At 68.0% G+C, this 23,056-nt stretch carries 22 protein-coding genes; 9 read left to right on the top strand and 13 right to left on the bottom strand.

The annotated features are described in order from the left end of the window. Nucleotides 1-7 precede the first annotated feature (7 nt). The 3 genes from ACFIMZ_RS14885 to ACFIMZ_RS14875 all read right to left on the bottom strand — a co-directional run bounded on the left by ACFIMZ_RS14885 (nucleotide 8) and on the right by ACFIMZ_RS14875 (nucleotide 3,647). Complete coding sequence (locus ACFIMZ_RS14885) at nucleotides 8-1,312, bottom strand: MFS transporter (RefSeq protein WP_431820175.1); 1,305 nt, start codon at nucleotides 1,310-1,312, stop codon at nucleotides 8-10. Nucleotides 1,313-1,362: 50 nt separating this feature from the next. Continuing rightward, nucleotides 1,363-2,121 (bottom strand): SDR family oxidoreductase, encoded by a 759-nt coding sequence (locus tag ACFIMZ_RS14880; RefSeq protein WP_431820174.1) that lies wholly within the window; start codon nucleotides 2,119-2,121, stop codon nucleotides 1,363-1,365. 86 nt (nucleotides 2,122-2,207) lie between these two features. Next, nucleotides 2,208-3,647, bottom strand: coding sequence for an aldehyde dehydrogenase family protein (locus ACFIMZ_RS14875; RefSeq protein WP_431820173.1), 1,440 nt, complete (start codon nucleotides 3,645-3,647; stop codon nucleotides 2,208-2,210). 242 nt (nucleotides 3,648-3,889) lie between these two features. Here ACFIMZ_RS14875 and ppa point away from each other — a divergent pair, with 242 nt between their 5' ends. After that, entirely contained in the window at nucleotides 3,890-4,417 is a 528-nt protein-coding gene (gene ppa / locus ACFIMZ_RS14870; RefSeq protein WP_040127945.1) for an inorganic diphosphatase, read from the top strand. Nucleotides 4,418-4,475: 58 nt separating this feature from the next. On the opposite strand, the gene ACFIMZ_RS14865 is transcribed toward ppa, so the two are convergent. Together ACFIMZ_RS14865 and ACFIMZ_RS14860 are read right to left on the bottom strand one after the other, a co-directional pair. Beyond that, on the bottom strand, nucleotides 4,476-5,054 hold the full coding sequence (locus ACFIMZ_RS14865) for a GIY-YIG nuclease family protein (protein ID WP_431820172.1): 579 nt from the start codon (nucleotides 5,052-5,054) through the stop codon (nucleotides 4,476-4,478). 69 nt (nucleotides 5,055-5,123) lie between these two features. Then, nucleotides 5,124-6,302 (bottom strand): GNAT family N-acetyltransferase, encoded by a 1,179-nt coding sequence (locus tag ACFIMZ_RS14860; RefSeq protein WP_431820171.1) that lies wholly within the window; start codon nucleotides 6,300-6,302, stop codon nucleotides 5,124-5,126. 124 nt (nucleotides 6,303-6,426) lie between these two features. On the opposite strand from ACFIMZ_RS14860, the gene ACFIMZ_RS14855 reads away from it, so the two are divergent. Both ACFIMZ_RS14855 and ACFIMZ_RS14850 read left to right on the top strand, forming a co-directional pair. Continuing rightward, nucleotides 6,427-8,112 carry an NAD+ synthase gene (locus ACFIMZ_RS14855; RefSeq protein ID WP_431820170.1) on the top strand — a complete coding sequence of 562 codons (1,686 nt, stop codon included), beginning with the start codon at nucleotides 6,427-6,429 and terminating at the stop codon, nucleotides 8,110-8,112. Nucleotides 8,113-8,177: 65 nt separating this feature from the next. Continuing rightward, nucleotides 8,178-8,516, top strand: coding sequence for a P-II family nitrogen regulator (locus ACFIMZ_RS14850; RefSeq protein ID WP_017333848.1), 339 nt, complete (start codon nucleotides 8,178-8,180; stop codon nucleotides 8,514-8,516). 128 nt (nucleotides 8,517-8,644) lie between these two features. Here the strand turns inward: ACFIMZ_RS14850 and ACFIMZ_RS14845 are convergent, their stop codons facing one another. Then, nucleotides 8,645-9,727, bottom strand: coding sequence for a porin (locus tag ACFIMZ_RS14845; protein ID WP_431820169.1), 1,083 nt, complete (start codon nucleotides 9,725-9,727; stop codon nucleotides 8,645-8,647). A gap of 491 nt (nucleotides 9,728-10,218) precedes the next feature. After that, on the bottom strand, nucleotides 10,219-11,163 hold the full coding sequence (locus tag ACFIMZ_RS14840; RefSeq protein WP_431820168.1) for a LysR family transcriptional regulator: 945 nt from the start codon (nucleotides 11,161-11,163) through the stop codon (nucleotides 10,219-10,221). A 129-nt stretch (nucleotides 11,164-11,292) separates the two neighbouring features. Here ACFIMZ_RS14840 and ACFIMZ_RS14835 point away from each other — a divergent pair, with 129 nt between their 5' ends. Beyond that, complete coding sequence (locus tag ACFIMZ_RS14835; protein WP_431820167.1) at nucleotides 11,293-11,805, top strand: N-acetyltransferase family protein; 513 nt, start codon at nucleotides 11,293-11,295, stop codon at nucleotides 11,803-11,805. Between the two features lie 78 nt (nucleotides 11,806-11,883). On the opposite strand, the gene ACFIMZ_RS14830 is transcribed toward ACFIMZ_RS14835, so the two are convergent. From ACFIMZ_RS14830 to ACFIMZ_RS14815, 4 genes are all read right to left on the bottom strand, one after another. Next, nucleotides 11,884-12,663, bottom strand: coding sequence for an ABC transporter ATP-binding protein (locus tag ACFIMZ_RS14830; protein ID WP_060182791.1), 780 nt, complete (start codon nucleotides 12,661-12,663; stop codon nucleotides 11,884-11,886). An 18-nt stretch (nucleotides 12,664-12,681) separates the two neighbouring features. Next, the gene (locus tag ACFIMZ_RS14825; RefSeq protein WP_431820166.1) at nucleotides 12,682-13,395 is read right to left on the bottom strand and encodes an ABC transporter permease; all 714 of its coding nucleotides are present in this window, start codon (nucleotides 13,393-13,395) and stop codon (nucleotides 12,682-12,684) included. Next, complete coding sequence (locus ACFIMZ_RS14820) at nucleotides 13,392-14,081, bottom strand: ABC transporter permease (protein WP_431820165.1); 690 nt, start codon at nucleotides 14,079-14,081, stop codon at nucleotides 13,392-13,394. The genes ACFIMZ_RS14825 and ACFIMZ_RS14820 overlap by 4 nt, the downstream gene beginning before the upstream one ends. Before the next feature lie 207 nt (nucleotides 14,082-14,288). Further along, entirely contained in the window at nucleotides 14,289-15,065 is a 777-nt protein-coding gene (locus ACFIMZ_RS14815; protein WP_029226388.1) for an ABC transporter substrate-binding protein, read from the bottom strand. Between the two features lie 384 nt (nucleotides 15,066-15,449). On the opposite strand from ACFIMZ_RS14815, the gene ACFIMZ_RS14810 reads away from it, so the two are divergent. Then, nucleotides 15,450-16,148: a pirin family protein gene (locus ACFIMZ_RS14810; RefSeq protein WP_431820164.1), complete on the top strand. Its 699-nt coding sequence runs from the start codon at nucleotides 15,450-15,452 to the stop codon at nucleotides 16,146-16,148. A gap of 103 nt (nucleotides 16,149-16,251) precedes the next feature. Here ACFIMZ_RS14810 and ACFIMZ_RS14805 read toward each other — a convergent pair whose 3' ends face one another. After that, nucleotides 16,252-16,803 carry a periplasmic heavy metal sensor gene (locus ACFIMZ_RS14805; protein ID WP_431820163.1) on the bottom strand — a complete coding sequence of 184 codons (552 nt, stop codon included), beginning with the start codon at nucleotides 16,801-16,803 and terminating at the stop codon, nucleotides 16,252-16,254. 223 nt (nucleotides 16,804-17,026) lie between these two features. Here ACFIMZ_RS14805 and ACFIMZ_RS14800 point away from each other — a divergent pair, with 223 nt between their 5' ends. Together ACFIMZ_RS14800 and ACFIMZ_RS14795 are read left to right on the top strand one after the other, a co-directional pair. After that, nucleotides 17,027-17,752 (top strand): response regulator, encoded by a 726-nt coding sequence (locus ACFIMZ_RS14800; RefSeq protein ID WP_431820162.1) that lies wholly within the window; start codon nucleotides 17,027-17,029, stop codon nucleotides 17,750-17,752. Further along, complete coding sequence (locus ACFIMZ_RS14795) at nucleotides 17,736-19,049, top strand: ATP-binding protein (RefSeq protein WP_431820161.1); 1,314 nt, start codon at nucleotides 17,736-17,738, stop codon at nucleotides 19,047-19,049. Before ACFIMZ_RS14800 ends, ACFIMZ_RS14795 begins: the two co-directional genes overlap by 17 nt. A gap of 43 nt (nucleotides 19,050-19,092) precedes the next feature. Here the strand turns inward: ACFIMZ_RS14795 and ACFIMZ_RS14790 are convergent, their stop codons facing one another. Continuing rightward, on the bottom strand, nucleotides 19,093-19,359 hold the full coding sequence (locus ACFIMZ_RS14790) for a hypothetical protein (protein WP_431820160.1): 267 nt from the start codon (nucleotides 19,357-19,359) through the stop codon (nucleotides 19,093-19,095). A 489-nt stretch (nucleotides 19,360-19,848) separates the two neighbouring features. Here ACFIMZ_RS14790 and ACFIMZ_RS14785 point away from each other — a divergent pair, with 489 nt between their 5' ends. Both ACFIMZ_RS14785 and ACFIMZ_RS14780 read left to right on the top strand, forming a co-directional pair. Next, nucleotides 19,849-21,603, top strand: coding sequence for an ABC transporter permease (locus ACFIMZ_RS14785; RefSeq protein ID WP_431820159.1), 1,755 nt, complete (start codon nucleotides 19,849-19,851; stop codon nucleotides 21,601-21,603). A 22-nt stretch (nucleotides 21,604-21,625) separates the two neighbouring features. After that, nucleotides 21,626-22,966 (top strand): ABC transporter ATP-binding protein, encoded by a 1,341-nt coding sequence (locus tag ACFIMZ_RS14780; protein ID WP_010091057.1) that lies wholly within the window; start codon nucleotides 21,626-21,628, stop codon nucleotides 22,964-22,966. The last annotated feature ends 90 nt before the right edge of the window (nucleotides 22,967-23,056 follow it).

Raw genomic sequence — 23,056 nt, 5'->3', positions numbered from 1 at the left:
TCGCGCGTCACTTGTCGACCAGCCGCTTCGGCACCGACAGCGCGAGCAGGCCGCCGAGCACGAGGAAGCCGGCGAGCATGTACATGCCCGAGTCGTTCGCGCCCGTCGCCTGCTTGAGCCAGCCCATCAGGTAAGGGCTCAGGAAGCCCGCGAGGTTGCCGATCGAGTTGATCATCGCGATGCCCGCCGCGGCCGCCGTGCCGCCGAGGAACGCGGTCGGCAGGCTCCAGAACAGCGGCAGCGTGGTCAGGATGCCCATTGTCGCGAGCGTGAGGCCGAGCATCGCGAGCGCGGTCTCGTGCGCCCAGACCACCGACAGCACGAGCCCGAGCGCGCCGAACGCGGCGGGGATGGCAAGGTGCCAGCGGCGCTCGCGGCGCTTGTCCGCGCTGCGCGCGATCAGGATCATCGCGACCACCGCAGCCGCATACGGGACCGCCGACAGCAGGCCGATCGCGAACGTATCGGTGACGCCGGTCGCCTTGATGATCGTCGGCAGCCAGAAGCCGACGCCGTAGAGCCCCATCACGAACGAGAAGTAGATCAGCGCCATCAGCCACACGCGCGGGCTCGACATCACGGTGCCGAGCGACGGGTCCTCCTTGGTCGCTTCCTCCGCATCGACGTTGCGGGCGAGCAGCGCCTTTTCCTCGTCGGTCAGCCAGGTCGCCTTCGCGATCCGGTCGTCGAGCGCGAAGAACACCAGCACGCCGGCCAGCACCGACGGCGTGCCTTCGAGCAGGAACAGCCACTGCCAGCCGTGCCAGCCGCTCAGCCCGTCGAACGTCTTCAGGATGAAGCCCGAGATCGGCCCGCCGATCACGCCGGACAACGCGACTGCCGTCATGAAGAACGTCGTCATCCGGCCGCGCCGGTGCGCGGGATACCAGTAGGTCAGATAGAGGATCACGCCGGGGAAGAAGCCTGCTTCGGCGACGCCGAGCAGGAAGCGCATCACGTAGAACATCGCCGGCGTCGTGACGAACATCGTCAGGATCGAGATCACGCCCCACGTCGCCATGATGCGCGCGATCCACACGCGCGCGCCGACCTTGTGCAGGATGATGTTGCTCGGCACTTCGAAGAGGAAGTAGCCGAAGAAGAAGATTCCGGCGCCGAGGCCGTAGACGGTGTCGCTGAGGTTCAGGTCGCTCGCCATCTGCAGCTTCGCGAAGCCGACGTTGACGCGATCGAGGTACGCGACCACGTAGCACAGCAGCAGGAGCGGCGTGAGCCGCCACGACACCTTGCGGTAGGTCGCTTCCTCGAACGCGCCGGACGAGCCCGGCAGCGAATGCGTCGATGTCGCCATGTTGTCTCCTGTCGTCATTTGTATGATGCGGGCCCGTGGGCCCGGTGCGGCTAGATGCAGCGCCCGCCGTCCACCTCGAGGCAGACGCCGGTGACGAATTCCGCTTCGTCCGACGCGAGGTAGAGCGCCGCGTTCGCGATGTCCTGCGGCGTCGAGAAGCGGCCGAGCGGGATCGTCGCGAGAAAGCGCCTGCGGTTTTCCGGCGTGTCCTCGCAGCCCATGAATTCGGTCATCAGCGCGGTCTCGCCGAGCACCGGGTTGATGCAGTTCACGCGGATGCGGTCCGCACCGAGCTCGGCGGCCAGCGACTTGCTTGCGGTGATCATCGCGCCCTTCGTGCTGTTGTACCAGACGAGGCCGGGGCGCGGCCGCACGCCGGCCGTCGACGCGACGTTCACGAACACGCCGCCGCCTTGCTCGCGGAAATACGGCACGAAGGTCTGCACGCACCAGTAGAGGCTCTTCATGTTGACCGCGTAGACGCGGTCGAACTCCGCTTCGGTCACGTCGAGCACCGGCTTGTTGCGGTGCGTGGTGCCGGCGTTGTTGACGACGATCTGCACCGCGTGGAAGTCGTCGAGCGCGGCGGCGAGCAGCGCCTGCCAGTCGTCGCGGCGCGACACGTCGCCCGCGACCGCGATCGCCTTGCCGCCCGCGAGCGCGATCTCGCTCGCGACGCGCTCGGCCGCCGGGCCGTTCAGGTCGTTGACGACGACGTTCGCGCCTTCGCGCGCGTACGTTTTCGCGATGCCTTCGCCGAAGCCCGAGCCGCCGCCCGTGACGATCGCCGTCTTGCCGCTCAACCGCATGGTGTGTCTCCTGACTGGATGTGTATGTGATGGGCTGCCGAATTACCGTTTACCGCATCGCCGTGCGCCGCCCCGGCGCCGACCCTTCAGCCGTGCCGGATCGCGATCGTCTTCAGCACGGTAAAGCCATACAGCGCCTCGAAGCCTTTTTCGCGGCCGTGGCCCGAATGGCCGACGCCGCCGAACGGCAACTCGACGCCGCCGCCCGCGCCGTAGTTGTTGACGAACACCTGGCCCGCGCGGATACGCCGCGCGACGCGCAGCTGGCGCGCGCCGTCGCGCGTCCAGACGCCCGCGACGAGGCCGTACGGCGTGCCGTTCGCGAGCGCGACCGCTTCGTCCTCGTCGACAAAGCGCATCGCGGCGAGCACCGGGCCGAACACTTCCTCCTGCGCGAGCCGGTGCGCTGGCGGCACGTCGCGCAGCAGCGCGGGCGCCTGGTAGAAGCCGCTTTCGGGCGCGTCCGGCACCACCTGGCCGTGCGCGGCCATCGGAATGCCGTCGTGCTGCGCGTCGGACAGGAAATCCCACACGCGCTGCTGCTGCTTCGCGTTGATCAGCGGGCCGCAGTCGAGATCCGCGCGGCTCGGGCCGACCCTCAGGCCGTTGAACGCGGTCGCGAGCCGTTCGACGAGCGGCTCGTAGACCGCGCGCTCGATCAGCACGCGGCTGCCCGCCGAGCAGGTCTGGCCGCCGTTCTGCACGATCGCGTTGACGAGCACCGGCAGCGCCGCGTCGAGGTCGGCGTCCGCGAACACGATTTGCGGCGACTTGCCGCCGAGTTCGAGCGTGACGGGCACGTGGTTTTCCGCGGCCATTTGCGCGACGAGCTTGCCGGTCGCGGGCGAGCCGGTAAACGAGATGTGGTCGATGCCCGGATGGCGGGCGAGCGCCGCGCCGGCCTCGTGGCCGTAGCCGGTGACGACGTTCAGCGCGCCGGCCGGCAGCCCGGCTTCGGCGGCCAGCTCGGCGACGCGCAGCACCGACAGGCACGCGTCCTCGGCCGGCTTGACGACGCACGCGTTGCCGGCCGCGAGCGCCGCGCCGACGCTGCGCCCGAAGATCTGCATCGGGTAGTTCCACGGCACGATGTGGCCGGTGACGCCGTGCGGCTCGCGCACGGTGAGCACCATGTAGCCGGCCTGGTAGGGGAGGGTCTCGCCGTGCAGCTTGTCGGCGGCGCCCGCGTAGAACTCGAAGTAGCGCGCGAGGGCGGCCGCGTCGGCGCGCGCTTGCCTGAGTGGCTTGCCGGTGTCGCGCGCCTCGAGCGCGGCGAGCTCGTCGTGATGGGCGGTGACGAGCATCGACAGCCGGAACAGCACGCGGCCGCGCTCGGCGGCGCTCGCCGCGCCCCATGCGCCTGCGAACGCGGCGCGGGCCGCCGCGACCGCGCGGTCGACGTCGGCGGCGGTGCCGCGCGCGATCGACGCGAACGGCTGGCCGTCGGACGGATCGAGGACGGGAATCGAGTCCGGTTGCGCGGGCGATGTCCATTCGCCCGCGATGAAGTGCCTTGCCTCTTCCATGCTTGCTCCTGTCGATCGGAGTTAGCGCTGTAGCGGTTACTCCGATCCCATGCTTCGTGCTCGAATGCCACGCCGCAATTGTTCGATGGCCGGACGTCAGCGCGATTATCGCGCCGTTCGTCATCCGGACGCCATCGGTCGATTGGCTATAATGGCGCATTCTTTCCGGACATGCCGGCGGCGCGTGCCTCGACCGCGGCGTGCCCTGTCCCGAAATTCCCTTCGACCAACAGAGAACGCACATGAGCTTCAACCATGTTCCGGCCGGCAAGGACCTGCCGCAAGATTTCAACGTCATCATCGAGATTCCCGCGCAAAGCGACCCGGTGAAGTACGAAGCGGACAAGGAGCTCGGCCTCCTCGTCGTCGACCGCTTCATCGGCACGGGCATGCGCTACCCGGTGAACTACGGCTACATTCCGCAGACGCTGTCGGGCGACGGCGATCCGGTCGACGTGCTGGTGATCACGCCGTTCCCGCTGCTGGCCGGCTCGATCGTGCGTTCGCGCGCGCTCGGCATGCTGCAGATGACCGACGAGTCGGGCGTCGACGCGAAGCTGATCGCGGTCCCGCACGACAAGGTCTGCCCGATGACGGCGAACCTGAAATCGATCGACGACGTGCCCGAGTACCTGAAGGACCAGATCAAGCACTTCTTCGAGCAGTACAAGGCGCTCGAGAAGGGCAAGTGGGTGAAGGTCGAGGGCTGGGCCGGCATCGACGCCGCGCACAAGGAAATCACCGACGGCGCCGCGAACTTCAAGAAGTAAGCGGCGTGCCGGCCGCGACGGCCGGTCCGTTCGATGCGAAGAAACCGCGCGAGCCTCGTTACGAGGCCGCGCGGTTTTGTTTTGCGCGGGCGGTTTTCTTCGGCGCGGCGGCGGGCGCGGGTTGGGCCTTCAAGGCCGGGCGCGTGCGTGCCTTGGGCGTCGTCTTTGAGGCAGGGGCCGTGCGAGCCGGCGATGTCTTGGCCGACGCGCGTCCACGCTTCGGCGCGTCGCCGTTCGGGGCGGCCGTATCGACCGCGGCGGCGTCCGTTGCCGTCACGTCGCCCTTCGGCGCGCGCTTGCGCGACGCGCGGGCCGGCGCGGCCTTTTCTCCGCCATCGTCATCAGCGTCGTCCGCGGCCGCTGCTACCACCGGCAACACCGATTCGAGCGTCCTGATGCCCGCCGCCAGCTCGCGCTTTTGCGCGGCCGTCAGCTGCTTGACCCGATATTCGGCGCGCAACGCGCTCGACCGGTCGGCGAGCGGGAACGACGCGAGCACCGCGCGCGGCTTGCGCGAGCGTGTATAGCGCGCGCCCTTGCCGGCCGCGTGCTCGTCGAAGCGCGCCGCGACGTCGGTCGTGATGCCGGTGTAGACGCTGCCGTCGGCGCATTCGATCAGATACAGGAACCAGGACATGACAGGACGGCGGAATGTGGCGAAATTCGGCGAAGCCGCCAGTGTCTCAGAAAAGGCGCGCGCCGCGCGCTAGTCCGCGCCGCGCTTGAACGGGTTGTGGTCGTGCAATTCGTCGACGTACGCGTGGATGTGGTTCGTCTCGCGTTCGAGGAAGCGCGACACCGCGTCCGAGAACGCCGGATGCGCGAGCCAGTGCGCGGAATGCGTGACGGTCGGCAGGAAGCCGCGCGCGAGCTTGTGCTCGCCTTGCGCGCCGCCTTCGAACGTATCGAGCCCGGCCTCGATGCAGAACTCGAGCAGCTGGTAGTACGCAGTCTCGAAATGCAGGCAAGGCACGTGCTCGACCGCGCCCCAGTAGCGGCCGTACAGCGTGCCGCCGCCGCCGGCGTCGCGCTGGTAGACGGCGAGCGCGCTCGCGATCGGCTTGCCGTCGGCTTCGGCGATCACGAGCAGCAGGTTGTCCGGCATCGTCGCGCCGATCGTGCGGAAGAACTCGAGGTTCAGGTACGGGCTCGAATAGTGGTCGCGATAGGTCTGCCGGTAGCAGCGCGAGAAGAAGCGCCAGTCGGCGTCGCGGATCGCGTCGCCCGTCAGGCGCCGGAACGTCACGCCCGCGTCGTGCACCTTGCGCCGCTCGGCGCGGATGTTCTTGCGCTTCTTCTGCTCGAGCGTGCCGAGGAAGTCGTCGAAGTGACGATAGCCGTCGTTGATCCAGTGGAACTGCACGCCCTGGCGCAGCATCATCCCCATCGAGTCGAACAGCTGCGCTTCGGCTTCGGTCGGGAACAGCACGTGCAGCGACGACACGTCGCTCTGCTCGGCGAGCGCGAGCAGCGTGGCCGCGAGGCGGCGGCGCGCGTCGTCGTCGGCCGCGAGCACGCGCGTGCCCTGCACGGGCGTGAACGGCACCGCGCACAGCAGCTTCGGGTAATACGGCACGCCATTGCGCTGATATGCGTCCGCCCACGCCCAGTCGAACACGTATTCGCCGTACGAATGGGCCTTCAGGTAGACGGGCGCGGCGGCCGCGAGCCGGCCGGTGCGCTCGTCGGTCAGCGTGACGAAGCGCGGCGACCAGCCGGTCGCGTCCACCGCGCAGCGCGCGACGTGCAGCGCGTCGAGGAATTCGTGGCGCAGGAACGGCGTCGGGCGCGCGTCGCGGGCGAGCAGCGCGTTCCATTCGGCGGCCGGCACTTCGGCCGGGGACGACAGGATGCCCGTGCGATAATCGATGCGTTCGTGTTTCAACCGTGTCAACCGTTTGAATGCGTACCGTTGGATGTCGCCGGACGCGCGCCGCCTGCCGCGGCACGCCCCCGGGACGATTTCGTCAGCCGTTCATGGCGCGCCGCCGGGCAGCGCCGATCCCGTCATGAAGACCCGTATCGCTCTCGCTCAAATCAACGTCACCGTCGGCGATTTCGCCGGCAACGTCGCGCGGATCGTCGCGGCCGCGCGCGCCGCGCACAACGATGGTGCGCAGCTGATGATCGCGCCCGAACTCGCGCTGTCCGGCTATCCGCCGGAGGACCTGCTGCTGCGGCCCGCGTTCTACGCGGCGTCGGCGGCGGCGCTCGACACGCTCGCGGCCGAGCTGAAGGCGTTCGACGGGCTCGCGGTGCTGGTCGGGCATCCGCTGCGGGTGCCAGGCGTCGATGGTAATGCAAACCGCCCGATCGAGCGCGGCGTGCCGCCGTCGGATACCTACAACGCGGTGTCGCTGATCGTCGGCGGCGAGATCGTCGGCACCTACCGCAAGCAGGACCTGCCGAACGCCGAGGTGTTCGACGAGAAGCGCTACTTCGCGACCGACGCCGAGCCGCTCGTGTTCGACCTGAACGGCGTCAAGTACGGCGTGATCATCTGCGAGGACGCGTGGCACGCGTCGGCCGCCCAGATCGCGAAGGCGGCCGGCGCGCAGGTGCTGCTGATCCCGAACGGCTCCCCGTTCCACATGAACAAGGAAGCGGTGCGCATGGACATCCTGCGCGCGCGGATCCGCGAGACCGGGCTGCCGATGGTGTACGTGAACCTCGTCGGCGCGCAGGACGAGCTCGTGTTCGACGGCGGCTCGTTCGTGCTCGACGCGGCGGGCGAGCTGGTCGCGAAGATGCCGCAGTTCGACGAAGGGCATGCGATCGTCGAATTCGACGGCGCGCGGCCGCTGCCCGGCGCGATCGCGCCGGAACTGTCGCTGGAGGCGCAGGTGTACCGCGCGCTCGTGCTGGGCGTGCGCGACTACATCGGCAAGAACGGCTTCCCGGGCGCGATCATCGGCCTGTCGGGCGGCGTCGATTCCGCGCTGGTGCTCGCGATCGCATGCGACGCGCTCGGGCCCGAGCGCGTGCGCGCGGTGATGATGCCGTCGCGCTATACCGCCGACATCTCGACGACCGACGCGGCCGACATGGCGCGGCGCGTCGGCGTGCGCTACGACGAGATCGCGATCGCGCCGATGTTCGATGCGTTCCGCGCGTCGCTCGCGGGAGAATTCGCGGGCCGCGCGGAAGACGCGACCGAGGAGAACATCCAGGCGCGCATCCGCGGCACGCTGCTGATGGCGCTGTCGAACAAGTTCGGCTCGATCGTGCTGACGACCGGCAACAAGAGCGAGATGGCGGTCGGCTACTGCACGCTGTACGGCGACATGGCGGGCGGCTTCGCGGTGATCAAGGACATCGCGAAGACGCTCGTCTACCGGCTCTGCCATTACCGCAACGCGGCGGCCGAATACGCGACGCGCGACATCATTCCGGAGCGGATCCTGACGCGCGCGCCGTCCGCGGAGCTGCGCGAGAACCAGACCGACCAGGACAGCCTGCCGCCGTACGACGTGCTCGACGCGATCATGCGGATGTACATGGAGGAAGACCGCCCGCTCGCCGAGATCGTCGCGGCGGGCTATGCCGAGGCGGACGTGCAGCGCGTCACGCGGCTCATCAAGATCAACGAATACAAGCGGCGCCAGGCGCCGATCGGCATCCGCGTCACGCATCGCGCGTTCGGCCGCGACTGGCGCTACCCGATCACGTCGCGCTTTGCCGAGCGCCTTGATTGAGCCGCGCGCGGCGTAGAATCGGGCTCACGTCTTTTCATCCAAACGAGCATTGAGGGACAACCATCATGAAACGCATCACCGCCATCATCAAGCCGTTCAAGCTGGACGAAGTCCGCGAGGCGCTCGCCGAAGTCGGCCTGACGGGCCTGACCGTGACCGAGGTGAAGGGCTTCGGCCGCCAGAAGGGGCACACCGAGCTGTACCGCGGCGCCGAGTACGTGGTCGACTTCCTGCCGAAGATGAAGATCGAGGTGGTTGTCGCGGAAGGGCAGGTCGACCAGGTGATCGACGCGGTGATCGGCGCCGCGCGCACCGGCAAGATCGGCGACGGCAAGATCTTCGTGTCGGACGTCGAGCGCGTGATCCGCATCCGCACCGGCGAGGAGAACGAAGCGGCCGTCTGACGCCGCAGGCGCGAGGCGCCCGCGCCAATAAAAAACGGTGCGATACCCTGTCGGGTACCGCACCGATACGCGCCTCTCGCAGCAGCGTGGAAAACGTCTTCGAATCGATTCCTTGAATCGTGCCCTGATCAGAACAGGTGCTGGATGCCGGCGTAGAAGCCGGTCTGGCTGCCGCCCAGTTTCGGGTTGCCGGTCTTCACGTCGGTGCCTGCGTCGTTGGCGTTCAGGCCGAAGTTCGCAGTCTTGCTGTTGCGGGCCGTCGCGACCTGGAAGTCGAGCAGCGTGCGCTTCGACAGGTTGTACGTGCCGCCCAGCGTGTAGATGTTCGCGTTGCCGCCGCCGTGGTTCGTGTTCACGTGATACACGGCCGCGATCAGTGCGGCAGCCGGCGTGGCTTGCCACGTCACGCCGCCCCAGACCTGATCGGTGGCCGTTACGCCGACATTGCCGGTCGGCGTGCCGGCGCTGTCGGCGCGCGACGCCTGGTAGGCCGCCTGCAGCTTGAACGGCCCGAGGAACACGTTCGCGCCCGCGAAGTATTCGCGCGAGAAGTTGTACACGTCGGAGAACCTGCCGTTGCTGTCGCGCGTTTCGTCGTAGATGCCGCGCAGCTGGAACAGCGACGTCGTGTAGGTGATCTGCGCACCGGCCGCACGGCCCGGCTGGCCGGCCGTCGTGTTGCCGTTGAAGCTCGTCGAGTTCGAGAACGAGAACTGGCCGTAGAAATCGAAACCGTAGTACTTCGGCGACTGATACGAAATGTTGTTGCTGGTCTTGTTCCAGTTACGGCCGCGCACCAGCGACGCCGTCGACCACGCCGACTGACCGAACGGGTCGAAGTCCCACACGCCGTTCGCGATCGCGAGTTCGCGGCCGAGCAGCAGCGTACCGTACGTATTGTTCGCAATACCGACCGTCGCCCAGCGATTCCAGAGGCCGCCGCCGCCCGGGCCCGCGCCGCTCATCGTGTCGAAGCTGCCTTCCAGCTGGAAGACCACCTTGTTGCCGGCGCCGATGTCCTCGGAACCCTTCAGGCCCCACAGGCTCGTGCCCCAGTCGCCGCTTTCCGCGCGCCAGCGGGAGCCGTTCTGCATCCCGTTCAAGTATTCGATACCGGCGTCCAGACGGCCGTACAGCGTGACGCTGCTTTGCGCGTGAGCTGCGACTCCAGCAGCCATCAGCGCTGCGGCGACCAAAGCTTTCTTCATCATCTCCTCCATACCCTGTCAAAAAGTCAACCCAGAACTGCACGAGATGCCCGACGCCGCGAGCGCCGGGCAAAAGCGGGTAACTACGGAGACCTCGTGCGAGGCCGGTCGGGCGCAGCACGCGGGCGAACAGACGGGGTGGCCGTTGAGCGGGCCCGCGTGGCCGGGTCGGCCTGGCGGGGTCTCCTTGTTGTCATGAAACTAAACTACATTTCATGAACTTCGTTTTGCTACTTTGGTTACTAATTTAGCAAAAATACACTTTTGTGGCGACGGAAATCGTTGTTTGACTAACACGTGTGTCGAAATTGCCATGCAACACGGCGCGCGACACCGTGGCGCGGGCCGGCGGATCGCCGGCAACGTCTTGTGCGGCAAGGGAGACACGGTTTGCGGGAAGTTGCGTCAAGGATTGCCACTATTGACGCAGGAGAAACGGAGACGTAAGCGCCCGATGCGCCGAATGTGAAGGCATTACGTAATGATCGGCGCGCTTACCCGACGTCCGCGACGCCCGCGGAATCCGGCCGCGCCTCCAGCAATCGGGCGCGAATCCAGCGGTGCGCGTCGGTGCGCGCATGCTTCGCGTGCGAGTAGACCTTCAGCGTGTAGCGCGGAATCTCGAACGGCGCCGGAAAGATCCGGATCGGCGCCGCGTGCCGCAGCGCCTGCGCGGCGCGGTTCGGCACGGTCATCAGGAGTCCCGATTCGGCGATGATGAACGGCGCGGCGAGCACGCTCGGCAACTGCACCGCGACCTGCCGCGCGAGGCCGAGCCGGTCGAGCACGTAGTCGACGACGCCGCGCGTCTCGTTCCACGGCGTGACCACGACATGCCGCGCCGCGAGGTACTGCTCGAGCGTGAGATGCCGGCGGATTTGCGGATGGCTGGCACTCGCGATCACGACGTAGTCGTCGGAGAACCAGTCGAATTCCTCGATGCCCGGCGTGTCGGCCGCGGTGTCCTCGTGATAGCCGAGCGCGAAGTCGATGCGGCCGGCCGCGAGTTCGTCGGTCGAGATCTTGCGGTCGGAGTGGACGACGCGCAACCGCAACTGCGGCGCGACATGCTGGATTCGCGCGATCAGCGCGGGCAGCACCGCAAACGCGGTGTAGTCGGTCGCGGCGAACACGAAGGTGCGTTCGCTTTCCGCCGGGTCGAAGCGGCGCGCGCGCGCGAGCCCCTTCGACATCGCGTCCAGCGCGTCGCCGGCCCAGGTCGCGATGTCGTCGGCGCGCACGGTCGGCTGCATCTCGTTGCCGAGCCGCACGAACAGCGCGTCACCGATCGCCGTGCGCAGCCGCGCGAGCGCGTGGCTCAGCGCGGACGGGCTCGTCGCCAGCTCGTTCGCTGCCGCGGCGACCGACCGGTGGCGGTACAGCGCGTCGAACACGAGCAGCAGGTTCAGGTCGAGGCGGCGCAGATCGGGATGCATCATGTTCAGTTCAGGATGAAGAAACTGCACTTCCTGCAGTGGCACGGCGAACGTAGCATGACGTCTTCATCGGCGCCAGCGCGAGTGCGCGGCGTCGCAGCCTGCATCATTCGGCCGGGGAGGGCCATTTCCGTGCACATCGACATCCGTTCCGCCACCGTCGCCGACGCGCCGCTGATCCTGCGCTTCATCACCGAGCTGGCGATCTACGAGAAAGCCGAGGACCAGGTGGTCGCGACCGTCGCGTCGCTCGAGCGCAGCCTGTTCGGCGACGCGTCGCCCGCGCGCGCGCTGATCTGCGAGGTCGACGGCGAGCCGGCGGGCTTCGCCGTGTACTTCCTTTCGTATTCGACGTGGCTCGGCCGGCAGGGGCTGTATCTCGAGGACCTGTACGTGTCGCCGCGCTTTCGCGGCGCGGGGGCCGGCCTGCGGCTCCTGAAGGCGCTCGCGCGGCTCGCGGTCGATGCCGGCTGCGGGCGCTTCGAGTGGAGCGTGCTCGACTGGAACGAACCGGCGATCCGCTTCTACGAGAGCGTCGGCGCGGAGCCGCAGAGCGAATGGGTGCGCTACCGGCTCGCGGGCGATGCGCTGCGCGCATTCGCCGATGCGGCGCCAGTGGACGCCGCGCCGTCCGGCCGCGCGTAAACGCAGCCGGGCGCCGCGCGGCGAACCGCGGGGCGCCCGGCGTCGGGGGCACTCAAGCTTATTTGGGCTGATTCGGGCTTACTTGAGGCTGCCCGACAGGAACTGGCGCAGGCGCTCGCTCTTCGGGTTCGCGAAGACCTCGGCGGGCACGCCTTCTTCCTCGACGCGCCCCTGGTGCAGGAACATCACGTGGTTCGACACGTTGCGCGCGAAGCCCATCTCGTGCGTGACGACGACCATCGTCCGGCCTTCCTCGGCCAGCTTCTGCATCACCTTCAGCACTTCGCCGACGAGTTCAGGGTCCAGCGCGGAGGTCGGCTCGTCGAACAGCATCACGTCCGGATGCATCGCCAGCGCGCGCGCGATCGCGACGCGCTGCTGCTGGCCGCCCGACAGGTGCGACGGATACTGCTTCTCGACCCGCGGCGCCAGCCCGACCTTCTCCAGATACTCTCGCGCGCGCTCCTCGGCTTCGCGCTTGCCGAGCTTCAGCACGTTGACCGGCGCTTCGATCACGTTCTCCAGCACGTTCATGTGCGACCACAGGTTGAAGTGCTGGAACACCATCGCGAGCTTGGTGCGCACGCGTTGCAGCTGCTTCGGCTCGGCGGCGCGCAGCGCGCCCGTCTTGTCGAGCGCGGTGCGCACTTCCTCGCCGTCGACGAAGATGCGGCCCGCGTTCGGCTGCTCGAGGAAGTTGATGCAGCGGAGCATCGTGCTCTTGCCGGAGCCGGACGAGCCGATCACGCTGATCACGTCGCCCGCGTTCGCCTTCAGCGACACGCCCTTGAGCACTTCGTTGCTGCCGTACCGCTTGTGGAGGTCGTCGACGAAAAGCTTTTGAGTCTGGGAATTCATCAATAATCCTGCGGAAACTTACTTGCCCTGCGGGCGCAGATACGCGAGCCAGCGGCGCTCGGCCTGGCGGAACAGCCAGACGAGCGTGAACGAGATCGCGAGATAGAGCAGTGCGGCGATGCCGAACGCGTGGAACGACATGTAGGTCGCCGAGTTGACGTCGCGGGCGATCTTCAGGATGTCCGGCACCGTCGCCGTGAACGCGACCGTCGTCGCGTGCAGCATCAGGATCACCTCGTTGCTGTACAGCGGCAGCGCGCGGCGCAGCGCCGACGGCAGGATCACGCGGCGGTACATCGTGAAGGTCGACATCCCGTACGCGCGCGCGGCCTCGATCTCGCCGTAGGAGGTCGCCTTGATCGCGCCCGCGAAGATCTCGGTCGTGTAAGCGCAGGTGTTCAGCGTGAACGCGAGCAGCGTGCAGTTCATCCCTTCGCGGAAGAACGCGTCGAGCATCGGCGTGCCGCGCACGACCTGCAGGCTGTAGAGGCCCGTGTAGCAAAGCAGCAGCTGCACGTAGAGCGGCGTGCCGCGGAACACGTACGTGTAGAGCCACACCGCGCCCGACAGCCACTTCTTCTTCGACACGCGCGCGACCGCGAGCGGCACCGACAGGCAGAAGCCGAGCCCGATCGACACGACGAGCAGCCACAGCGTGATCGCGACGCCGGTGAGGCGGTAGCCGTCGGTGTAGAGATAGTTGCGCCAGTATTCTTGGATGAGGTCGATCATAGGTCTGCCTTGCGGACGCCGGTCGAATAGCGCTTTTCAAGCCACATCAGCACGAAGTTCGAGATCGTCGTGATGGCCAGGTAGATCGCTCCCGCGATCAGCGTGAAGAAGAAGAACCGCAGCGTGCCCTTGCCGGCGTCCTGCGACGCCTTGACGACGTCGGCGAGGCCGATGATCGACACGAGCGCGGTCGATTTCACGAGCACCTGCCAGTTGTTGCCGATGCCCGGCAGCGCGAAGCGCATCATCTGCGGGAACATGATGCGCGAGAACACCTGCCAGCTCGTCATCCCGTACGCGCTGCCGGCCTCGAGCTGGCCGCGCGGCACCGACAGGAACGCGCCGCGGAACGTCTCGGTGAAATACGCGCCGTAGATGAAGCCGAGCACGAGCACGCCGGCGAGGAACGGATCGATGTCGATCTGGTCCCAGCCCGCGAGGTCGGTCAGCTGGTTCAGCCAGATCTGCAGGCTGTAGAACAGCAGCAGCATCAGCACGAGGTCGGGCACGCCGCGGATCAGCGTCGTGTAGACGGTGCCGACGCCGTTCGTGATGCGGTTGCGGGACAGCTTCGCGGCCGCGCCGAGGAGCCCCAGCAGGAACGACAGCGCGAGCGAGAGCACCGCCAGTTTGACGGTTTGCCAGGTGCCTGCGAAGATCAGCGGGCCGTAACCTTGAAGAAACATATGTGGTCCTTGACGGCGTACCGGGTGCGCCGCGAAAGACGCGCTCCGCATGTTGCGCGGAACGCCCCGTGCGTATCATGACCGTCCGCCCGGCGAGGGCGCCGGACCTGCCTGCCGCGGTGGGCGGCGGGCGAGGGGCGGGCGGCGCGTGGTTTGACTGCCTGTACTGCGCGAACGCGGGGCGCGCCCCGCATCCGTACCCGGCGCTCAGCGGGCCGAGTAGACGCTGAACGCGAAATACTTGTGCGACAGGCGGTCGTACGTGCCGTCCTTGTGCATGTCGGCCAGCGCCTGGTTGATCTTCAGCTTCAGGTCGGTGTCCTCCTTGCGCAGGCCGATCGCGGTGCCGTCGCCGATCGTCTTCGGATCCTTCACTTCCGGCCCCGCGAACGCGAAGCCCTTGCCGCGCGGCGTGCGCAGGAAGCCGTAGTCGGCCTGCAGTTCGTCCTGCAGCGTCGCGTCGAGGCGGCCCGAGCCGAGGTCGGCGTAGACCTGGTCCTGGTTCTGGTACGGAATGACGGTCACGCCCTGCGGCTCCCAGTACGCCTTCGCGTAGGTCTCCTGGGTCGAACCCTGCTCGACGCCGACGCGCTTGCCCTTCAGCGACGCGACCGTCGGCAGCAGCGGCGAGCCGGTCTTCGCGATCATCCGCGCCGGCGCGTCGTACACCTTGTCGGAGAAGTCGATCTGTTCGCGGCGCTTGTCCGTCACCGTCAGCGACGACACGATCACGTCGTATTTCTTCGCCTTCAGCGCCGGGATGATCCCGTCGAGATCCTGCGCCACCCACACGCATTTGACGTTGATCCGCTTGCAGATTTCCTTGGTGAGATCGACGTCGAAACCGACGATCTCGCCGCTCGGCGCGGTCGACTCGAACGGCGGGTAGCTGGCGTCGACGCCGATCCGCACGGTCTTCCACTCCTTCGCGAAGGCGCTGCCCGCCACAAGGGCGAGGGCGGCGCACAGGGCGGCCTTCTTCATTTCCATCCTTTTTAATACTGAGATTCCGTGGCGGCGCGCTGGGCCTGTCGGGCCGTGCGCCGCGCTGTATTCTAGATAGCCAAAATTCGTGTTCGGCGGCCTGGCGGCGGCAACCGCCGGACAGGCGGGCACCAAAAGCGCGGTATTTTACCCGAACGCGCTACCCGGGCAGCGCACAAGCATGCTTCCAGCGGGATCCGTTGGCGGTGAGCGACGCCGGCGGCCCGGATCGGCGCCGCTGTTGCGGCATCCGCTGCAGGCGCAACGAATATTGCACGAATTGGGTTCGTGGATGCAACGATCCGGTGCGCGCCCGTGGATTGTTGCGGGCTCGGCGAGCCCCTACATTGGCGGCATTTCGACACACCGCCCCACGGACCGCCCATGTTCCAGATCCGCCGCGCCGCCGACCGAGGCTATGCCAACCACGGTTGGCTCGAGTCCCGTCAAAGCTTCCCGATCGCCGACGTTTGCGACGGCGCGCATCCGCCATTCGGCGCGCTGCGCGTGCTGAACGACGACCGGATCGCGCCGACGCGCGGCTTCGGCATGCATCCGCACCGCGACCAGGAGATCGTCACCTACGTGCTGGAAGGCGCGCTCGCGCACCGCGACAGCATGGGCAACGGGTCGATCATCCGGCCCGGGGACGTGCAGCGGATGAGCGCCGGCACCGGGGTCGTGCACAGCGTAACCAACGCGTCGCGCGACCGGCCGCTGCATCTGCTGCAGATCTGGCTGCTGCCGACCGAGCGGGGCGGCCGGCCGGGCTACGAGGAGCGGCGCTTCGGCGAGGACGAGAAGCGCGGCCGGCTGCGGCTCATCGCGTCGCCGGACGGGCGGGACGGCTCGGTGTCGATGCGCGCGGACGCGCGGATCCATGCGGGGCTGTTCGATGGCGGCGAAGCGGCGGTGTTCGACGTGCCGGCGGGGCGACGGGTATACGTGCACGTCGCGCGCGGCGCGCTGGAGGTCAACGGCGAGCCGCTGGAGAGCGGCGACGGCGCGGGGATCGGCGGGGTGGCGTCGGTCGCGCTGGCGAGCGGCCGGGACGCCGAGGTGCTGCTGTTCGATCTCGCCTGAACGGGCAGGACGTGGACGCGATGCGGAACGCGGGCCGGGCGCCCGCGTCCATCTCCGTCGTGCCGCCGCGCCGGGGAGGGCGGCGCGGCCGGCTCAGGCCGGCTTACTGCGCCGGCGCCGAAGCGGCCTTGCCCGCCTGGCGGTGCTGTTCCCAGCGCTCCTTCATCTTCTCGTGGCGCTGCTCCATCCGCGCGTACTGCTGCTTGATCGCAGTGCTGACCGTCGTCTTCTGCTGGTCGTTCAGGCCGTTGTAGAACGCGAGCCACGCGGCCGACGTCTGCTCCCGCAGCTGCGCGTTCTGCTGCTCGGCCTGCTGGCGTGCGGCATGCATCGCGTTCAGGTCGAGGATCGGCTGGTTCTGCTGCGCCTTGAACTGCTCGCGCATCTGCTCGTGGCTCTTGCGCATCGCGTCGCGGTTCTGCTTCATCGTGCCGACCGCGGTCTGCCACTGCTGCTCCTGCGCGGCCGTGAGCTTCAGCTGGTCGTGCAGGCGCAGGATCGCGCCGAACGGGCCGCCGTCGTGGCCGTGCATCTGGTGCATGCCCGGGCCGCCCGGCGGCGGCGCGTCGGCCGGGGGCGCGGCATGCGCGGCGCCGAAAGCGAGAGCGAGCATGGTGGCGGCCGCAATGGCCACCCGGGACGTCTTCTTATACATTTCAGAAACTCCTGTTCGAAAGGTCCGGCGACGCGGCGGCGGGCGAGACCGCGGGGCCACATCCGGTAAGAAGCAGGTTAGCGGCGCGTCCGGCGGCGGGTGTTACGGCGGCCGGCGGCCGGGTTACCGCGCATTACAGTTCGCTTGCGCGGTAATCCGCAGTAACCCTTTCGTCCCTTTGTATCGTTCTTTGCGGCCGCCCTCGCGCGGTAAACTTCGAGCCATGACTACCCAGATCCTCATCGTCGACGACGACCAAGAACTGCGCGACCTGTTGCGCGACTACCTCGTACGCCAGGGCATGGAAGTGTCCGTGCTGCACGACGCGGCGACGCTCGAGAAGCGCCTCGAGCGCGAGCGCCCCGACCTGATCGTGCTGGACCTGATGATGCCGGGCGTTGACGGCCTCACCGCGCTGCGGCAGTTGCGCGCGGCGGGCGACGACATCCCCGTGATCATGCTGACCGCGCGCGCCGACGACGTCGACCGCATCGTCGGGCTCGAGCTCGGCGCGGATGACTACCTTGGCAAGCCGTTCAACCCGCGCGAGCTGCTCGCGCGCGTGCAGGCGGTGCTGCGGCGGCGCCGCGCGACGCCGTCGGCCGCGGCGCCCGAACAGCGCGAGCCTTACGCGTTCGGCCGCTTCCTGCTCGATTTCCAGGCCCGCACGCTGTCGGTCGACGGCAAGCCGGCCACGCTGTCGAGCAGCGAATTCGCGCTGCTGAAGATCTTCGTCAACCACGCGCTGCGCACGCTCACGCGCGAACGGCTGCTCGAGCTGCTGCACGGCCCGGAATACGACGGCACCGACCGCGGCATCGACGTCCAGGTGTGGCGCCTGCGCCGCATTCTCGAGTCGGATCCGTCGTCGCCGCGCTTCATCCAGACGGTGCGGGGGCGCGGCTACGTGTTCGTGCCCGACGGCGAGGCCCATGCGCAAACCCATTGATTCGCTGTTCGGCCGGCTGGCGCTGCTCGTCATCGGCGTGCTGCTGCTGTCGCACTTCGCGTGGTATTTCGCGATGCGGCTCGAGCGCAACCAGATGCAGACGCGCTATGCGGTCGAGGAAGTGTCGTTCCTCGTCGATGCGGTGCGCCAGCACGTCGCCCGCACGCCGGACCAGCCGCTGCCGTCGCGCGTGCGGCTCGTCCCGCCCGACAGCCCCGACGTGCCGCAGGGGCACGCGGGCCTGCCGCCGGCGCTCAAGCGTTTCCGCGACGATGTGAGCGACCGCATGCCGGCCGGCACGCGCGTCGAGATCGGCACGCCCGGCCATCCGCCCGTGCTGTGGGTCAAGGAGCCGGCCGACCGCAACTGGATCGTCGTGCCGGTGCAGCCGCTGCGGCCGCCGCGCTCGCTGGACCGGATGCTGATCTGGCTCGGGACGATCTTCTCCGCGGGCGTGGTCGCCGCGCTGTTCGCGGCCTGGCAGCTGCAGCAGCCGCTGCGCTCGCTCGCGCGCGCGGTCGCCCGCTTCGGCCGCGGCCAGCCGGTGCCGCCGCTGCGCGAGCGCGGCCCGCGCGAGCTGCGCCAGCTCACGCACGGCTTCAACCAGATGGTGGAACAGGTGTCGCGCGCGGAGAACGACCGCGCGGTGATGCTGGCCGGCGTCGCGCACGACCTGCGCACGCCGCTCGCGCGGATGCGCCTGCGCGCCGAGATGATGGACGACGCGCGCCTGCGCGACGGCGTCGTGCGCGACGTGGACTCGATGTCGCACATCGTCGACCAGTTCCTCGTGTTCGCGCACGGCGGCCATGACCGCAGCGAGCCGGTGGCGGTCGACCAGGCCTGCGAGCGGATCGCGCGCACCTATCGCGCGGTCGCGCCCAACGCGCCGACGGTCCAGACCCGGCTCGCCGCCGATCCGGGCTTCCGCCTGCCGACCGCGACGCTCGACCGGATCCTGTCAAACCTGCTCGACAACGCGCATGCGTACGGCGCGCCGCCGGTGGTCGTCGAAACCGAACGCACCGCGACCGGCTACCTGCTGGCGGTAAGTGACCACGGCGGCGGCATCGCGCCGCGCGATCTCGCGGCCGCGACGCGGCCGTTCGTCCGGCTCGACCCCGCGCGCGGCGGCAACGGGCACAGCGGCCTCGGGCTCGCGATCGTCGAGCGGCTGGTGCTGCGGCTGGGCGGGACGTGCGAGATCGGCAACCGGCCGGAAGGGGGCCTGCGCGTCGCGATGCAGTTCCCGTTCGACGCGGTGCCGAAGCCCGAACCGCACGCGCAGGCCGCGTGAGCGCCGCGCGCGGCGCCGGCCTGGCCGGGCGCCGCGCGGCGCGTCATTCGCCGAACAGCGAGCCGAGCGTCTCGGCGGCGTTGCTGTCGATCGTGTTGTAGGTCACGCTGGTGGCCTCGAAGATGTACACGGTCGTGTACCGGCCGAGGCGCTCGAGAATCTCTTCCTGCAGCGATTCCGGCACGATGTTCATGTTCAGGTACCAGGCCGTCGACGACAGCCGCGTCTGGAACGAACCGTACTCCTGCATCAGCTCGTAGAACGCATCGGCATCCTGATCGCGGCAGACGATCACCAAGTTTCCTGCCATTCCTTTCCTCCCGCTCGTCGATCGATCCCCGTGGGGGGCCAGCCCCGATCATACCTGCTTCGCCGTGTCCCGCTCCTGACGGGGCACACGGTTTTGCCCGCCGCGCGCGGCGGGCGGGTTCACGGGCGGGCCGGATCACGGCATAATTGGGGCCTGCATGCCGGCCGGCGCGTTGCGCGCCGCTGCGTCCCGCGCCGATCCGTCAGCCGCCGGCCCGTTCCGGGCCCGATTCGCCCGCGCTGCGGCGGATTCCACCGTCTCGATCCGGAAGGTTGTGCCTGAAATACAGGTTGTAGTAGTGTCGTGCCGTTTGCGGACCGACTCGGCCGGGACCTGCGCGGTGATGCCGTCGGCACGGATGCGGCGCATTGCGTCTGCCTTACATCGTGAGTCAATACGAATTACCGCGCCCGCGCGCTTTGCCATGAATCAACATCGTCTGCCGGTCACATCCTTCGATTCGATCGGCCTTACCGGGGAGAGCGCCTGATGGATCTCGGATTCGATCCGAACCGGATCGCCAATGCATCGGCATGGCGCGTCCTGCCGAACCGCTGGGATTTCATTGCCTTTCCGCTGATCATCTGCCTGATCGCGATGGCGGTCGTCGGGTTCCATGAAACGATGGCGCCGATCACGACCCTCAATACGCAGAAGATCTCGCTGGATCCGTCGAACCTGCCCGAATACGCGCTGCGCACGACGCTGCGGATGCTCGCGGCGATGGTCGCGTCGCTCGCGTTCACGCTCGTGTACGGCACGCTCGCCGCGAAGAGCCGCCGCGCCGGCATGGTGCTCGTGCCGATCCTCGACATCCTGCAGTCGGTGCCGGTGCTCGGCTATATCTCGTTTACGGTGACGTTCTTCCTCGCGCTGTTCCCGAGCCGCGTGCTCGGCGCCGAGCTGGCCGCGATCTTCGCGATCTTCACGAGCCAGGCGTGGAACATGACGTTCAGCTTCTACCAGTCGCTGCGCACGGTGCCGCGCGATCTCGACGAAGTGTCGCGCGGCTTCCACCTGACGTCGTGGCAGCGCTTCTGGAAGCTCGAGGTGCCGTTCTCGATGCCGGGCCTGATCTGGAACATGATGATGTCGATGTCGGGCGGCTGGTTCTTCGTCGTCGCGTCGGAGGCGATCACGGTCGGCAACCACACGATCACGCTGCCGGGCATTGGCGCGTATCTCGCGCAGGCGATCGGCGACAAGAACCTCGGCGCGATCGGCTGGGTGATCCTCGCGATGACCGTCGTGATCCTCGCGTACGACCAGCTCTTGTTCCGCCCGCTCGTCGCGTGGGCCGACAAGTTCCGGATGGAAACCACGAGCTCCGGCAACGCGCCCGAGTCGTGGCTGCTCGACCTCGTGCGCCGCACGCGCCTGATCCACCAGCTGCTGGTGCCGGCCGGCTGGTTGTTCGCGAAGGCCGCGCGGTTCCCGTTGCGCCTGCCGCTGTCGGGCGCGGTGCGCTTCACGCTGCCGCGCGTCGAGAAGAAGGCGTCGTTCGCCGCCGACATCGCGTGGGCGATCCTCGTGCTGGCCGGCACGGCCTACGTCGTCTGGCGCGTCGTCAGTTTCGTGGCGACCGGCGTGACGATGGCCGAAGTCGGCCACGTCTTCACGCTGGGGCTCATCACGCTGCTGCGCGTGATCGTGCTGATCGCGATCGCGTCGGTGATCTGGGTGCCGATCGGCGTGTGGATCGGGCTGCGCCCGGCGCTCGCCGAAAAGATGCAGCCGCTCGCGCAGTTCCTGGCCGCGTTCCCCGCGAACCTGCTGTTCCCGGCGTTCGTGATCGTGATCGCGCATTTCCACCTGAACCCCGACATCTGGCTGTCGCCGCTGATCGTGCTCGGCACCCAGTGGTATATCCTGTTCAACGTGATTGCCGGCGCGACGTCCTATCCGAACGACTACCGCGAGGCGGCGACGAACTTCCGCATCCGCGGCTGGCAGTGGTGGCGCCAGGCGATCCTGCCGGGCATCTTCCCGTATTACGTGACGGGCGCGATCACCGCGTCGGGCGGTGCATGGAACGCGAGCATCGTGTCGGAAGCGGTGCAGTGGGGCAATACCAAGATCGAGGCGCACGGCCTCGGCGCGTATATCGCCCAGACGACGGCCGCCGGCGATTTCCCGAAGATCATCCTGGGCATCACGGTGATGTCCCTGTTCGTGACCCTGTTCAACCGCCTGCTGTGGCGTCCGCTGTATGCCTATGCCGAATCGAAGCTGCGACTTGACTGAAACTGATTGAGAGCGAAACGCGATGCACAATCCGAATGCTGTAAACGCCCCCGTTCAGACGCAGCCGGCGCCGCCGAAGCTCGGTGACGAGATCCTGCGCGTCGCCGACGTCAGCCGCGGCTTCAACAAGACCCAGGGCGAGCTGCTCGTGCTCGACGGCGCGAACCTGTCGCTGCGCGAGGGCGAGATCGTCGGGCTGCTCGGCCGCTCCGGCTCGGGCAAGTCGACGCTCTTGCGCATCATCGCCGGCCTGATCGAGCCGACGGGCGGCGAGGTCAGCTACCTCGGCAAGCCGCTGCGCGGCCCGGCCGAAGGCGTCGCGATGGTGTTCCAGACCTTCGCGCTGTTCCCGTGGCTCACCGTGCTGCAGAACGTGGAAGCGGGCCTCGAGGCGCTCGGCGTCGGCGCGCGCGAGCGGCGCGAACGCGCGCTCGCGGCGATCGACCTGATCGGTCTCGACGGCTTCGAGAACGCGTATCCGCGCGAGCTGTCGGGCGGCATGCGCCAGCGCGTCGGCTTCGCGCGCGCGCTCGTCGTCGACCCGACGATCCTGCTGATGGACGAGCCGTTCTCGGCGCTCGACGTGCTGACCGCCGAGACGCTGCGTACCGACCTGCTCGATCTGTGGACGCAGGGCCGCATGCCGATCAAGTCGGTGCTGATCGTCACGCACAACATCGAGGAAGCGGTGTTCATGTGCGACCGGATCCTCGTGCTGTCGTCGAACCCGGGCCGCGTGATCGCCGAGATCAAGGTGCCGTTCAAGCACCCGCGCAACCGTCTCGACCCGGCGTTCCGCCGGCTGGTCGACGACATCTACGCGAAGATGACGGCTCGCCAGATCGGCGAGGCGACGAAGAAGGGGCTCGAGCTCGGCAGCTGGCTGCCGCAGGTGTCGACCAACCTGATGGCGGGTCTGATCGAGACGCTCGCCGCGCCGCCGTACCACGGCCGCGCGGACATGCCGGAAATCGCGCGCACGCTGCATCTGGAGGTCGACGACCTGTTCCCGATCGCCGAAGTGCTCCAATACCTCGGCTTTGCGGACGTGCGGGAAGGGGACGTGTTCCTGACGCCGCCGGGGCGCGTGTTCGCCGAGTTCGGCACGCAGGAGCGCAAGCTGATGTTCGCGGATCATCTGCTGAAGCACGTGCCGCTCGCCGCGCGGATCAAGAAGGTGCTCAACGAGCGGCCGGGCCATCGCGCGCCGCGCGTGCGCTTCGAGCAGGAACTGGAGGACTTCCTGTCCGACGGCGCCGCGGAGGAGACGCTCGACGCGGTGATCGACTGGGGCCGTTACGGCGAGATCTTCTCGTATAACGACCAGACCGAGATTTTCAGTCTCGAGGACGTCGAGTCCTGAAGACTGAAGGTCGATGCAGGTGGATCGACGTCCATAAAAACGAAAACATTGAATTGGCGCGGGGTGTGCCAAAGACATCGCCGCCATGCG

The sequence above is a fragment of the Burkholderia sp. F1 genome, from assembly GCF_050813845.1.
Lineage (GTDB): Bacteria > Pseudomonadota > Gammaproteobacteria > Burkholderiales > Burkholderiaceae > Burkholderia > Burkholderia ubonensis.
Note: the sequence above shows the minus strand (reverse complement) of the source record. Positions and strands in the feature narration are given on the sequence as shown.